The 15458-nt window shown below is 34.4% G+C and carries 10 protein-coding genes and 1 tRNA gene; 4 read left to right on the forward strand and 7 right to left on the reverse strand.

Annotation, left to right across the window (positions count from 1 at the left end):
- Positions 1-81: 81 nt before the first annotated feature.
- Together OD803_RS11365 and OD803_RS11370 are read left to right on the forward strand one after the other, a co-directional pair.
- Positions 82-1116 (forward strand): porin, encoded by a 1035-nt coding sequence (locus tag OD803_RS11365; protein ID WP_262733497.1) that lies wholly within the window; start codon positions 82-84, stop codon positions 1114-1116.
- 56 nt (positions 1117-1172) lie between these two features.
- Positions 1173-2489: an ammonium transporter gene (locus tag OD803_RS11370; protein WP_262733498.1), complete on the forward strand. Its 1317-nt coding sequence runs from the start codon at positions 1173-1175 to the stop codon at positions 2487-2489.
- A gap of 122 nt (positions 2490-2611) precedes the next feature.
- Here OD803_RS11370 and OD803_RS11375 read toward each other — a convergent pair whose 3' ends face one another.
- Positions 2612-5197 (reverse strand): phosphoenolpyruvate carboxylase, encoded by a 2586-nt coding sequence (locus OD803_RS11375; protein ID WP_262733499.1) that lies wholly within the window; start codon positions 5195-5197, stop codon positions 2612-2614.
- 375 nt (positions 5198-5572) lie between these two features.
- Here OD803_RS11375 and metK point away from each other — a divergent pair, with 375 nt between their 5' ends.
- Both metK and OD803_RS11385 read left to right on the forward strand, forming a co-directional pair.
- Positions 5573-6826: a methionine adenosyltransferase gene (metK, locus tag OD803_RS11380; RefSeq protein ID WP_262733500.1), complete on the forward strand. Its 1254-nt coding sequence runs from the start codon at positions 5573-5575 to the stop codon at positions 6824-6826.
- Positions 6827-6962: 136 nt separating this feature from the next.
- Complete coding sequence (locus OD803_RS11385; RefSeq protein ID WP_262733501.1) at positions 6963-7523, forward strand: hypothetical protein; 561 nt, start codon at positions 6963-6965, stop codon at positions 7521-7523.
- Between the two features lie 27 nt (positions 7524-7550).
- Here the strand turns inward: OD803_RS11385 and OD803_RS11390 are convergent, their stop codons facing one another.
- The 6 genes from OD803_RS11390 to OD803_RS11415 all read right to left on the reverse strand — a co-directional run bounded on the left by OD803_RS11390 (position 7551) and on the right by OD803_RS11415 (position 15458).
- Positions 7551-8726, reverse strand: coding sequence for an exo-alpha-sialidase (locus OD803_RS11390; RefSeq protein WP_262733502.1), 1176 nt, complete (start codon positions 8724-8726; stop codon positions 7551-7553).
- Positions 8719-10287, reverse strand: a complete 1569-nt coding sequence (locus OD803_RS11395; RefSeq protein ID WP_262733503.1) for a M20/M25/M40 family metallo-hydrolase — start codon at positions 10285-10287, stop codon at positions 8719-8721. Before OD803_RS11395 ends, OD803_RS11390 begins: the two co-directional genes overlap by 8 nt.
- A gap of 346 nt (positions 10288-10633) precedes the next feature.
- Positions 10634-10716, reverse strand: a tRNA-Tyr gene (locus tag OD803_RS11400).
- Positions 10717-10792: 76 nt separating this feature from the next.
- Entirely contained in the window at positions 10793-13582 is a 2790-nt protein-coding gene (locus tag OD803_RS11405; protein ID WP_262733504.1) for a TonB-dependent receptor, read from the reverse strand.
- A gap of 37 nt (positions 13583-13619) precedes the next feature.
- A complete protein-coding gene (locus OD803_RS11410) occupies positions 13620-14507 on the reverse strand; it encodes a GLPGLI family protein (RefSeq protein ID WP_131508893.1) in 888 nt (295 codons plus the stop codon).
- Positions 14508-14612: 105 nt separating this feature from the next.
- Positions 14613-15458, reverse strand: coding sequence for a GLPGLI family protein (locus tag OD803_RS11415; RefSeq protein WP_262733505.1), 846 nt, complete (start codon positions 15456-15458; stop codon positions 14613-14615).

Genomic DNA, 15458 nt, shown 5'->3' on the forward strand with positions numbered 1-15458 from the left:
AATACAATTGATAACCCTATTTTTTTAGGGGTAAATAATGTTTTTACATAGTTTTACCTCTCTAAACAAAACTAACTTATTATGAAAAAAAGAATTACTCTCGTTTTGCTATTAATGACTGTAGTGAATTTTAACTTGAAAGCTCAAGAAGAAGAAACTGAGGACAAGAAAAAATTCTCATTTAATGGTAGTATCGATGCATACTATCGAGTTAATTTTGGAGCACCCAACGACGAAAACGCCATTTATCCAGGTTCCTCTTTTGCTAATTTACCTGGTTTTGCCTTAGGCATGGCTAATGTTGTAGCTTCATACGAAGGCGCAAAGGTAGGCTTTGTTGCCGATTTAGTCTTTGGACCAAGAGGTGAAGACGCTATTTTCAATTCTCCTTTATTAAGACCAGGAGGAAGTTCCAATATTGTAAATCAGCTCTATGCTTATTGGAATGTAAGCGAAACAGTAACTCTTACTTTTGGTAATTTCAACACTTTTTTAGGCTATGAAGTTATTTCTCCAACAGGAAATTTCAACTATAGCACTTCTTACCTATTTTCTTACGGTCCTTTTAGCCATACAGGTCTTAAAGCTGACTTTGCCATTTCAGACGACTTTAGCTTTATGCTAGCTGTAATGAATCCAACAGATGCCACAGAATATAATCCAAATGGAAAATATGCTTTTGGTGCTCAAGTAGGATACAAAGGACAGTACTTAAACTTCATTACTGACGATGGCGCATTTGAAATTGACTTCACAGGTGGTTTTGATCTGTCTGATGATTTTTACTTAGGAATCAATGGTGCTTACTTTGACAACGACGGAGTTGGTTTTGCAGGTGGAGCTATTTACCCTCAATACTCTACTTCTGACAAATTTACAATTGGACTAAGAGGTGAATATTTTGTTGAAAGTGGCGATTTTGGAGCAATTGGAACAGGTGTTGAAGACTCTAGCGTAATTGCCGCTACACTAACAGGAAGCTACGTTGTTGGAGACCTAACTATAAAACCTGAGTTAAGACTCGACAGTGCTTCTGATGATGCTTTTGTTGATACCGATTTAATGCCAACAAAAAGCCTTAGCTCATTTATTTTAGCTGCGATTTACGCATTTTAAATCCACCATGAACTTAACTACTACTCTTAAACTAAATAATATTTAATTTTTTTATAATGACAACTTTATTTTCAATTACACACTTTTTATTAGCGCAAGATGCTACAGCTACCACAAAAAATCTGGAAGATGCTGTAAGCGCAATAAAAGGAGACATGAGTATGCTATGGATGCTTCTTGCAGGTATCTTAGTATTCTTTATGCAAGCTGGATTCACTCTTGTAGAATCCGGAATGACAAGATCTAAAAACGCTGTAAACATAGCAATGAAAAACCTCTTAGACATCTGTGTAGGTTCAATATCATTTTGGTTTATTGGATACTCATTAATGTATGGAGATTCAGAAAACGGATGGTTTTTTTGGAGCGGATTAATGCAAGGTGAAGGTGCTGACCTATTCTTCCAAACCATGTTCGCAGCAACAGCAGCAACAATAGTTTCTGGAGCCATTGCAGGACGAACAAAATACACAACTTATGCTATCTTCTCGATAGTTATGACAGCTGTTATATATCCAATCGCAGGTGGCTGGGAATGGAATGGAGGATGGTTAAACAGCGAATCTATGCCAGCTGAGTTTATTGACTTTGCAGGTTCATCTATTGTACATTCAGTTGGCGGATGGGCAGCTTTAGTTGCTGCCTTTATGGTTGGTCCAAGAATCGGGAAGTTTGTAGACGGAAAAGTAATCCCTATTCCAGGTCACAACCAAGTACTAGCTACTTTAGGAGTATTTATTCTTTGGTTAGGATGGTTTGGATTTAATGGAGGTTCTCAACTAGCTTGGGGAGGAGATGACTCTTCAGCAGCTTCAACAGTTGTTTTAATTACTAACCTTGCAGCTGCAGCAGGTGGTCTTGGAGCACTTATCACTACATGGATTTGGTACGGAAAACCAAACTTAGCCCAAACCTTAAATGGTGCTTTGGCTGGTTTAGTAAGCATTACTGCTGGTTGCGGAAACATGACAGCAGGCGGAGCTCTTTTGGCTGGTTTAATTGGAGGCGTTATTGTGGTATTCTCTATTGAATTTATTGAAAAGAAACTTAAAATTGATGATGCAATTGGCGCAGCATCAGTGCATGGTGTAGCTGGTGCTTGGGGAACTTTAGTTATTGGTCTTTGGGGTGTTGATGGTGATACTGGTATTGGACTATTTAATGGAGGTGGATTTGCGCAATTAGGCGCACAAGCCATTGGAGTATTAGCTTACGCAGTTTGGGCAATCGTTTTATCTATAATTGTATTTGGTATTCTTAAGTATACTTTTGGGTTACGTGTAACAGAAGAAGAAGAAATACAAGGTTTAGATATTTCTGAACATGGTTCAATTGCCTATCCAGGAAAAAGACAGAGAGAATACGATGAATAGACACATCGAAATCTACATGAAATTCCTACAACAATTAATTACTATTAATTATTAATTGCTCAAAAAACCTCGAAGAATATCTTCGAGGTTTTTTACTATCATATATTAAGAAGAAAGAAAGACTAAGCTGAATTTCTACTAGCGTTTATATTACCAAATAAGGATCTCGTAACAATCTTTTCAAAAATTTTAATTTGAGCCTCATCTTTTACTTTTTCTTTTTGAAGTTCTTGCAACTTTTTAAGTGCATACTGCTGAATAGTCAACAGAGGCAACACAATAGACTCTCTAACTTCAATTGAAGCCTTACCAGACGGTTCATTTTCCATTAAAGTTTTATATCCTGTAAGCTTTAACAACAACCTCTTAGTGGTTTCATATTCTTGATAAATAATTTTCCAGAACTCTCCAAACTCCTCGTCTTCAGCCATATATTTTGTTAAATCAAAAAACGATTTAGATAATGACATCATACTATTTTCGATAAGAGTTTTGAAAAAGCTAGACTCATTGTACAGCTTCTTTACTTTATCAAACTCATCATTATCCTCATAGTGCTTCAAAGCTGTACCAACCCCAAAAAATCCAGGAACATTTTGCTTTAACTGACTCCAAGAACCCACAAACGGAATTGCTCTCAAGTCTGAAAACACCAAAGCATCAGATTTTCCTCTTTTTGAAGGCCTACTTCCAATATTGGTTTTGGCGTAATATTTTAAAGTACTCATACGCTCCAAATAAGGAATAAACATTGGATGACCTTTAAAATCCATATAAGTTTTTAGGCTGATTTTTGCCAAATCGTCCATTACTGCTGTATTCGCTTCAGACAACAAATTGTTCTTCTCGTTCATTCTGTTATAAATACCAGAACTTATCAATTGCTCTAAGTTGTATTGTGACGAATCTAAGGTTCCAAAATTTGAACTTATGGTTTGCCCTTGTATAGTCAACTGCACTTCTTTATCTTCAATCGTTGGACCTAAAGATGCATAAAACTGATGTGTTTTACCTCCTCCTCTAGCAGGTGGACCTCCTCTACCATCAAAGAAAATAACCGTAACATCATACTTTCTAGATACCTTAGTTAATCGCTCTTTTGCCTTAAAGATTGCCCAATTTGCCATAAGATAACCACCATCTTTAGTTCCATCAGAAAACCCTAACATAATGGTTTGTTTATTACCTCTAGATTTTAAATGTGCCTTGTAAGCTGGATTAGTATACAATTCTTCCATTACCAAATGCGCATTTTCTAAATCTGTTATGGTTTCAAATAGAGGACCAATATCTACAGTAAGTTTATCTTGAAACGCAACCAATTTTAACATAGCGTATAGCTGCATTACATTTAAAGTCGTTTGGTTATTACTTATAATGTATCGGTTTGCGGCACTTTCACCATTATTATCTTGAATTTCTTTTATTGCTTTGATGGTATTTAAAGTCTTTAGCACTTCTTCATCTTCAAACAAGCCTAAATCGACACTTCCTTCAACTTTAGAAAGCACTTCAACTTGCTTTTCAGGAGACAACGTATTATAATCTTTTGGAAAAATGGCACTACCGCTTTCAATAAGTTTATCAACCATTGCAGTAAACACCTTATCATGCGCTCTACTATCCTGTCTTATATCCAAGTTAGCAAAATGAAAACCGAAAAGATGCGTTTTATTGATAAGACTAATTACATCTTTTTCATATAGAGACTGGTGCTCTTTATTTAAAATATTTTTGATGTCTTTAAGTTCAGACACAAACTCATCTAACTGAATGATAGACTTTGAATCGGCATCAACAAACGCGTTATACAGTCTATGTTCTAAACTTGTGATTTTATCTTCAACATCCTTAAATGTTAGTTTTCTTCTCAACTTTCTTACATCTCTGTAATAGTTTTTAAGCACTGTTTGCTTTAAACGTTTTGCAACTTGTTTCGTAATTTCTGGAGTTACAAATGGGTTACCATCCCTATCACCACCAGGCCAAAAGCCAATATTTATAATATCGTTTTTAACAGGTTTATCATCAAAAATATTCTGTTGAATATAATCGAAAATTGTTCCAAAGGAATGATAGAACACGTTTTCTAAATACCATATTAAACTTACAGCCTCATCATAAGGTGTTGGTTTTTTATGTTTAAAGAAAGGTGTTTTACCTAGTTGCGCCAACAAATCATTAATCAACAACAAATCGTTGTTTTTAATAGCAGCAGACAAATCGGTAATAATCCCTAAAACCGAACCTGGATAAAACTGCGTAGGATGCGCCGTAAGCACTATTCTCACTTTAAATTCTTCGAGGTATTTTTGAAGCATCTCAGCATTATGCTCTGACACTACAGACTCTTTCAAGCTTCTCAGCGTACCAATACCATCCATATTATTCACAATTGGAAACGCTGCGTCTTCTATAGCATCAAAAAGCACCACTTGCCTCTCAATGTATTGTATAAACCTAAAAAGCAAGTTTATTTGGCTTTCGTGTGAGCGTCTCGCTTGATATTTTTTAAAAAAAGTATCTACAATGGTTGTTGGGTTATCTCCATTTTCAAAGCCCTTTTTACAGGTTTCATGAAACAGAGGTAACAAAACACCTGTTTTTGAAATAGCATCAAACGGCAAAGTCATAAATATACTATTGTATATCTGATACTTAGAGAGTACATTTTGCTTAAATCGGGTTAATTTAGGTGGTGTAGACATAATTTTAAATCTTATAAATGGTAACTATAAAAATACTCAAGCTAGAGCAAAAGACAAGAGCCTTTTCTGAATTTTGCAGAATTATGAATTAAATGCTATTAAACTGAAAATTATTTTTTAAAATCGAGATTCTATTCCATTTTTCTGAAAACCATTATTCATCAATAATGGTCCACCTTTTAATTAAATGAATAAAAACCAAAGGTTTCTTTTTTACTCAAAGCGTTTTGCCATTATAATTTTATCTGTACATTTGTAGCCAAATTTAGAGGAGAGATTTGACTGATTGCAACCTCATTAAAAAATGCTAAAGGACAGTGTAAACTTCCTTTGACGCTTTCGTCAAATCCCTTCGTAATATTACATTTATTATTTATGGCGTATTTATTTACATCTGAAAGTGTATCAGAAGGACATCCAGATAAAGTAGCAGACCAAATTAGCGACGCACTAATAGACAACTTTTTAGCTTTTGACCCTGAGTCTAAAGTAGCTTGCGAAACCTTAGTAACTACAGGACAAGTAGTACTTGCTGGTGAAGTAAAATCGAATATTTATTTAGATGTTCAAAAAATAGCAAGAGATACTATTAATGCTATTGGCTACACTAAAGGCGAATATATGTTTGACGGAAATTCTTGTGGTGTTTTATCTGCTATTCATGAGCAATCAGATGACATTAACAGAGGTGTTGACAGAGCTTCTAAAGAAGAACAAGGTGCTGGTGACCAAGGAATGATGTTTGGTTACGCAACAAGAGAAACTGAAAACTTTATGCCTCTTGCTTTAGATTTATCTCACCGAATACTAAAAGAACTTGCTGATTTAAGAAGAGAACAAAAAGACATCACCTATTTAAGACCAGACTCTAAAAGTCAGGTTACCATTGAATATAGTGATGACAATATACCTCAACGTATAGACTCTATAGTAATTTCTACACAGCATGACGATTTTGATAATGATGAAGCAATGCTTTTAAAAATAAGGAAAGATATTATCGATATTCTGATTCCTAGAGTTATTTCAAAATTACCTGAAGACATTCAAGCCTTGTTTAATGATGACATTACTTACCACATTAACCCAACTGGTAAATTTGTTATTGGTGGACCACATGGTGACACTGGTTTAACAGGACGAAAAATTATTGTTGATACTTATGGCGGAAAAGGTGCCCATGGTGGTGGTGCTTTTAGCGGAAAAGACCCAAGTAAAGTAGACAGAAGTGCAGCTTACGCAACCAGACACATTGCCAAAAACCTAGTTGCAGCTGGTGTTTGCGATGAAGTTTTAGTGCAAGTAAGTTATGCTATTGGAGTGGTTGAACCTATGGGAATTTTCATTGACACTTACGGTACTTGTCCGTTTAATATGACTGACGGAGAAATTGCCAATAAGGTTTCTGAAATTTTTGATATGCGTCCTGCTGCTATTGAATCTCGATTAAAACTTAGACAACCAATGTATAGTGAAACAGCTGCTTATGGACACATGGGACGAACTCCTGAAACTGTTTCTAAAACCTTTGAACAACCAAATGGTGAACCAATTACAGTTGATGTTGAATTGTTTACTTGGGAAAAACTTGATTATGTAGACAAAGTTAAAACTGCTTTTGGCTTATAAACTATTATTGAAGCTCAAAAAAACCTCATAATTTAATTATGAGGTTTTTTGTTGCTTGATTGTTATATAAAAAAAGACGAATTTCGTTTCTTAGCACAACAAACCATTTATAGCATTTTCATTGCTTTTCAAACTTATGAAAATTTACATTTTTTTATTTTCAATTTGCCTTTTAGGTTGTTCTTCTCAAAAAGTAAAAAAAGAAGAACAATGTCCAAAAATTTATAAAAACAAGTTCACAAAAATCCTTAATGAAAAATACAAAACTATTTATAAAAATGAGACTATAAGCTATAACGAAGTAAGATTTGAATGTGTTTATTCTGCCTTATACACTCACAAAGTCATGTTTGATAGGTATGGAAAATGGGACAAACCTATTTACCCTAGCAATAAAAACCACCCTATTTTAGTTTGGAAAAATGTTGATTTATTTAACAACGGAAAAGAATACACCATAATGACCAATGGACTTGAAAGTTGGAAACATATTTATGCCTCCATAATGGTTTTTGACAACAATGAAGTTGACCTACTTTCAGAAAATTCTCCTGAAAAAGAAAAGCTAACCAACCTTTTTGCTGAGTTATTGAAAAATCAGGATTTAGAGAATGAAGATTTTTATGAAGTTTACTGGAAAATGGTTGACCCAAAACGTTGGGAAACCATAAAAGAGCACAACAAAAACCAAAACTAAATTTCTATCACTAGGCTAGCACTAAAACTACTTCAAGCTCTCAATAGGAACTCTGGTTAATTCTACATCTTCTTTATTTGTAGCATAAGACACATAAAGGTAATTATTCCAAATTACACTTTTAGGGTAGCTATAACCTACTCGTTTATATTTTCCTTCAAATCGCATAGGTTGTAAATCAGATTCGTTTCCGCTACGCAGCAAAAAGGCTTTATCAAACAAAAAACCGTCTTCACTAAGTGTTACAACCAACGGAATTCTTGTTTTGCTTCCTGAAGGATTATTCACCATAAACGCAGTTCCATCTGGTAAATTACCTGCACTCTGTTTTGCTCTAGAGTCAGGAGTATCAACCAATTGAGGCATCGTCCATGTTACTCCATTATCATAACTTACTGATGCCAGTTTTTTAAACGTACTTTCTTGATCCCTAAACACCATAACTATAGCTTTGTCCTTTTTCCTGTAAAACCAACTAGGTTCAATTGCTCTACTCATATTTTTATCAGAAGGCAAATTTTTCATCTTTCCTGCTTGCCAACCAGATATTCCTAAAGGGTCATCAGTATAAAAAGGTGTGATTTTTAAACCAGGTTGCATATGAAAAGCAGTTACAACTCTTCTATTAGGCACTGCATGTACATCTTGCTCAATGATTCCTAAAATAGGATTCCCTAATTTGTCTGTAACTTTTTGAGAAGTTGACCAATCTACTCCATTACTTGAAGTCATGTACTCTGTATAACCTTGTTTAGGATTAGCTTCGTCTTTTGGCCATACACAAATGTAAGCCACAAGAGTTTCTCCATTACTCCACCAACCTCCACTTGTAGTGATTTTTGAGTTAGATGTTGATGTTAATGCAATAGGCTTGCTCCAAATTTTTCCGTCATAACTTCTAGAATAAAACACTTGAGTATCTTCTCCATCTTCATCTACTGAAGAACTCTGCCATTGTGCATAGAGCATGTGCTTAAAAGGAAATAATACCACTCCATGATTGTATTTATTGTCGTTCTCTGTAGGTGAAAAAATAGTAACTGTTTCTTTGTTTTTAGCCTCAGTAAGCCCAAGTGTATTGGGTTGGTTACTATCAAAAAGATTTGCTACATGAAAAGGTGCTGCTACTTCTTTTTCCTTACAGGTCAAAACCAACAAAGAAGCAACAACTAACACATATACTTTTAATTTAGATTTAATCATCTAAACCTCCTCTTCGCTTTGGTGAACGTTGCTCAGGCCATATTTTTTGTTCTCCTGTTCTTGGGTCAATAGGTAATACAATTTTTTCTCTTGAAGCTAGGTTAGGATCTTCTGATGCCATATAAGCCATAATTGCAGTTAAAATAACATTACTTCTAACATCATCAAAAACGATTTTATCATAAGTATCTCTGTTGGTATGCCACGTATATTTTCGGTATGACCAATCTAAAGCACTCAAATAAAATGCAGGAACACCAGCTGCTACAAAAGATGCATTATCTGAACCTCCACTACTAGGCGAACCAGGGAAATCGGCTTTTATTTGACCTTTTATTTCCCTTGGAACAGGATACATCCATCTCGAAATATAGTCGTATGAATTTAAATATCCAGCACCAGAAATTTCTATAACGCGACCTGTACCATTATCCTGATTAAAAACAGCTTGTACATGTTCTACAATTTCAGGATGGTCTTCAACAAACGCTCTTGATCCGTTAAGACCTTGTTCTTCACTTCCCCAATGTCCAACTAAAATAGTGCGTTTTGGATTAGGGTATACTTTTTTAAGGATTCGCATCACTTCCATCATTAAAATAGTACCTGTACCATTATCGGTTGCTCCTGTTGCGCCATCCCAAGAATCTAAATGCGCTGAAAGAATAACATATTCGTTTGGCAATTCTTTTCCTTCTATTTTACCTATAGTATTAAAAACTGGTGTTGCTCCTAAATCTTTGGATTGTGCAACAACTTTTAAAGTTGGCGTATTACCACTCTCAGCAAGTCTGTAAAGCATTGTGTAATCTTCCATTTCAATATCTAAAGTTGGGATATTCTCAGTACGCGAACTAAAAATTCTATTCACACCAAACCCTTTAGACCAATATGAAGACAATATTCCTGCTGCTCCTGCATCTTCAAAAGCTTTAATAATACCTCTTCGACCATAACCTGTTCTTGCTATATTTTGCAACCATTCTTTAGTCAATGAATCACGTTGCTGCTTCATGCGTTCATAGGATGTTTCGGTTGCAAATTCTTCCCAATTTTCATCTGGTCGTCCTGTAATTTGTTTCATAGAAGTTAGTACAAACTTCCCTTTTACATTTGGCAACCATTTTACAAAATCTAAAGAATCTTTAATTCTAGGTATAGCAATTACCTCAGCAGTAATACCTTCTTGTGGTGTACTTGGACTCCAAGCTAACTGCATTCCTTCTAACGACTGCACTCTTGGTGATACCATATCCACATGAGTAATGCCTCTTTCCCAAGCTTTCCATTCTCCCCATTGTTCGTTTTCTGCAGAAATTCCCCAATCATCATAGGTATCAACCACCCAATCATTGGCTTGTTTCATTTGAGGTGTTCCAACCAATCTTGGACCAATTACATCTAATAGATGGTGTGCTAAGGATTCTAATTGTGAATTTTCATTTGCTTCTTTAATAATGTCCTCAACTACTTTGTTTTCCTCTTTATTTTGAGAATACGCTGAAAACGTCATTAAAAACAAGGCTAGAAAAGTATTTCTAATTATTTTATTTGAAATCATACATTTATGGATTTGCTATTAATTTTAAGAAACGTAAGTTAAAACTATTTTTAAAATTGAGCCTCTAAATAAACGTTAAGACTGGAGAGAAACTAGTAAGTTTTTATGGAAGATTAACTGCGTTGATACTGCAAAGCTAAGCTTTGAAAACACAAAGACCCACAAAACAAAAAAAACAAGCTTTATGTTTTGCTTGCTAAAATAATTTAATGAGATTCATAGGAGAGTCTGTTCTTTTTATTGAGGATTAACTGCGTTGATCCTGCAAAGCTACGCTTTGAAAACACAAAGACCCACAAAACAAAAAAGCAAGCTTTATGTTTTGCTTGCTCTTTGTATTTATTCGTGGGGAGAGCAGGATTCGAACCTGCGAAGTTAAAAAACAACAGATTTACAGTCTGTCCTCGTTGGCCGCTTGAGTATCTCCCCAAAACCGTTGGCAAATATATTATTGTTTTTGTTCTGAACAAACAATAATTTATCAATTTGTAAAAAATATTACTTTTTACAACTCATATTGTAATCTAAAAGTTATAAAACGCGGTTGAATAAACGTTTCAGAACTGAATACCGAAATACTTCCTGCTCCATTGCTAACATTAGAATCGATATCTAATAAGTTTGAAGCTATTAGTGAGTATTCCCATTTAGCATCTCTGTCTTTTCTATAGCGTAATGAAGCATTCCAAGTTCTAAAAACATCTTTTTGTCCTTCACCATTATCTTGTTCGTTATAGGTAAAGTCTGTTAAAAACGATACCGAATTCCAAATATAAGCATCAAACTCGATTGAAGGTGCATTTGTGGTGTAAGTTACACTATTTGTTCCTTGGTCATTTTTAGACACACTATATGCATACCTAAACGATACGTTTGGTGCTTCTCTAAAGTTTGTTCTAATTTCTGGAGTATAGCTTTGTGAAAAACTCTCATTTACAGATTGAGTTCCTTGAACAAATTGGTTGTTTTTACTGTAATTAAAATTTGCTCTTAAACTTGCTCTTACTTTACCAAAGGTACGTTGCACTCTACCAAAAAGGGATGCGCTTTCGTCAGCAAAACCAGAATTGAAATAAGTACTTGTTCTAATTACATTTTCAAAATTGGTTAATGGACGTATTTGATCTATGTTTTTACTATAATTTGCTCCAGCAAACACATTGGTATAATTAAACAAATTGAAACTATGATAAAACAAACTCAAATTGTGTGAAAGGGCATTTTGCAATTCTGCATTACCATAATTAATACTATTGTAATTGTTAAGCACTAACCCTTCAGCTATGTTAGTAACATCAGTAAACGATGTATTCATTCGGTAATTAAAGGTTAAGCTTTCACTCTTTTTAAATTGAATTCTGGTTTCAAAATCTGGTAAAACCATAAAGAAATTATCGTCAAATAAGGTTTCTCCAGCTTGTGTGTTTTTATTACTGTATGCATGTAACGACAATCCTGGAGTAAAGGTAAATTTCCCTGATTTTAACCTATAATGTACACCAAGATAAATATCAGAAAAATTATACTCTACATCATTTATTGCAGTCAGCATATTACCCTCTGCATCAGTAACCTGAGGTGTTGGGTCTAACTGTGATCCATCATCTAAAAACTGAAAGATATTAGAATTGAACTTTTGATTACTTAAAATCGTCCCTAAGGTAAAGTTGATGTTACTTTTTGAATTTAAAATATTATAGTAATCCAATTTAGCATCTAATTGGTTGGATTTTACACGACGGTCTTGATTTAAATTATATGAAAACTGGTCTAAATCTAGCCCTAATCCTGAAGCTGTAGTATCAAACGCATCTTGGTTTTCTTCGTCATCATTGTTTGTTGGGTCGTTAACCAATAGTGCATTGTAAAACGGATCTTCGTCTTTTATTAAATGTTGCGCTTCTAGAGCAAAAATATTATTCTCGTTTAACGTGTAGTAGTAGTTAAAATTCTGATTAATACTAAATGGCGAAGCTGTGTCAACCTGATCAGTATTTCCTACTACAGATGAAAATAAATTTTGGCGCTCTTCATCATCAGAAAAACGTGCCAACACGTCATAATCTAATTGATTATTAACGTTTGGTTGGTATTTAGCGCTAAGCTTTGCCAAGAACTGGTTTGTTGCCTCTCTTCCTGTTTGTACAGTAGCTTCATCTGGAGGAATATTTGCCGACTCGTCTATTGGTGTATTTGGGTCGTCTTCAAACTCAATATAATCTATAAAACTCTCTTCTCTAGTTCGCATTCTAGAACTATTGTAAATAAGAAAACCGCTAAAATCCAATGATTTTTTAGGCGAATAGCTAAAGTTAGTTGCAATAAGTTTTGTAACAACTTCTTGAGCTCTTGAGATATTTGTTAACCCTCCTAATCCATTATCTCCTAAATTAATACTAGTCCCACTAGTTCTACTTGGCATTCGAAAACCACCTCCAAAGTTTCTTAAATCTCTATTAGTTAAAGCAACTTCACCAACATTATTCATATCTCCAATGATGTTGACACTGTATTTTGGACTGTAATAAAATAGTTTTGGTTGCACCAAATACAACTCATCATTAGGTGAAGGTGCAGTACCAGCTCCTAATGTAACATCACCAAACCAAAAATTCTCTTTTCCTTCTTTTAACTTAATGTTAATTGCAACGTTATCCTGATTGTTTTGAACACCACTAAGCTGACCAACTTCAGAATAGTTACGGAGTACTTGAACTTTATCTACTGCATTAGAAGGAATATTTTTGGTCGCTAATTTTGTGTCACCATCAAAAAAATCTTTTCCATTTACCATTAATTTACTCACTTCCTTCCCTTCAACCTCAATGGTTCCGTCGTCATTAACCTCAACTCCAGGAAGTTTTTTAAGGACATCTTCTAGCTTCCGTTCGGTTCCATTTTTAAAGGAATCAGCATTATAAACTAACGTATCTCCTTTGACTGTTACTGGCATTTCGTAAACCAATTCAACCGCATCTAAACTATTATCAACTTTTAAAGTGAAGTCTTTTTTTAAATCGGCTTCTTTAGTGTTCAACAGCTCTTCGTAAGTTTTCATTCCAATGTAACTCACCTGAATTTTGTATGCTGAATTTTTATCTAACGAAAGTTTAAAAAGTCCTTTATCATTAGTTACAGCATAAGACTCCAAAATTTTTGTTTCTTGATTGATTGCAACAACATTAGCAAGTTCAAGCGGAGTTCCTATACTGTCTTTTACTACACCTTCTACTTTTATTTGAGCAAAGGAATTGCTTGCTGCTAAGAGCAGCATGAACATAAAGATTTTTTTCATTTGATTTTTTAGTTGGGATTATTTAAAAGTGAATTGATTAGAAACGTCTGTTACCACGACCTCCTCTGCCTCCATACATTTCGCGCATTTCTTCAATTTTATCTTTCATGATTTGGTTGTACTCTTCTCTTGTTACTTCTTTACCTTTTGAAGGCATTTTAATCTCTTCTTTTTCTTCAGGATTCATTACAATTTTTGAACACAATATTGTTGTTCTACCAGCATTAACCTCAAGAATTAAACCTGGTAATCCCCAATATTCTCCTGGACCTTGGTTCACTGGGATTTGTGGTGTATACCAAGCTGTAATGGTTATTTCTTTTGGCACTTCCAACTCACTCATTGGATCATCTCTATCTACTGAATCTTTAGATTTTTCTGCCTTTTCCTTTTCGTCATTGCCTCTATCTCTTCGTCTTCGCATATTCATAAAATCCATCTCATCTACTTTTTTTACAGCTGTAGCTTTATAACAAGTGTATTGACCAATTTGCTTGGTTTCTCCCTCCATTTTCCACTCTAGAGTTTCAAGCTCATCAACAACTAAAAACTGTTTTCCAAAAAACTCCTGTTCTTGTAAAAGCTTAGATTCCTTCACATTTTTGTATTGCGGACCACCTGTAAAACTACTCATCATTCCTCTCCATGGACCTCCTCCTGAACCTGGTGTTTCTAGCTTTTCTTCTTCTTTATATGTAGACTCTGTTCTATTAAAGGTTAGTATAAAGGTTTTTTCGAGCATGCTTTTCATACGCTCAGTAATCATCTTTTTTTGTTCTTCGCTCATTTGTCGACCTCCAAAATTATCCATGTCGACTGTAGTCTTGGATTGATAAATTGCTTTACCTTGAAATTCTTGTGCTAAAAGCGTGTTACTGAATAGTGTAATTAATACAACACAAAGTTTAATTGAGATTGATTTCATTGTTTTAAGTCTAAAGAGTTTGTGTTAAAAATACAGTTTTAACTATTGTTAGACATCTAAAACAATTGAAAGTTTAATTGTAAAATGTTAAAATCCAATAAAAAATTAACCTCCTATTCTTATCTCAATCTCTTGTCCATCACCTTTTCCTCTTCTTGGACTGTAACGTTCTTTCATTTCTTCCATTTTCTTTTCCATAATTTTATCAAACTCTTCTTTAGTCACTTTTTTACCTTTTTTAGGCTCAGTGATTTCAACTTCATTTTTTGGATTGAGCACTATTTTACTACAAATAACAGTTTCTGACCCATCGTTTACCTCAAGAATTAAACCTGGAAGTCCATAATAATTACCAGGACCATTGTTTACAGGAATTTGAGGCGTATACCATGCTGTAATAGTTATGGTTTCCATTTCAGGTTCTTTTTCTTCATCTAGATCTTTATCACCATTAACACTAATACCTCCAACAATTTTTGGTCGCTCGCGAGTTATGGTTGCTTTATAGCAAGTGTATTCGCCAATGTTTTTAGTCTCTGAGCCAAATTGCCAATCAAGTTTTTTTAGCTCGTCTTTTATCAAAAAAATTTTTCCAAACACATCATTTTGATTAGTGTAGCGTTCTTCTTTTGTGTTTTTATACAGCACATCTGCTCCTCCTGTGTTTATCATTACTACTTCCATCCCACCAGGTTGAGGAGCTCCAAGCGATTCTTCTTCTTTATAAACCGATTCCTCTTTATTAAACGTAAGTATGTACGTTTTTTCAAACTGCTTTTTAAGCATATCCATCATTTTTTGATGCATTTCAGAGTTTACCTGAGTACTGTCTAGCTTAATATCTACTTTTCGTTTTGACTTGTAGGTTGCAACTCCTGTAAACTCTTGAGCGTGACTTTTTATAGACGCTAAAAGCACTATTGCAATTAAAACTTTTACTATATCTTTCAT

Origin of the sequence: Gaetbulibacter sp. NE, from assembly GCF_025548475.1 — a bacterium.
Classification (GTDB): Bacteria; Bacteroidota; Bacteroidia; order Flavobacteriales; family Flavobacteriaceae; genus Gaetbulibacter_B; species Gaetbulibacter_B jejuensis.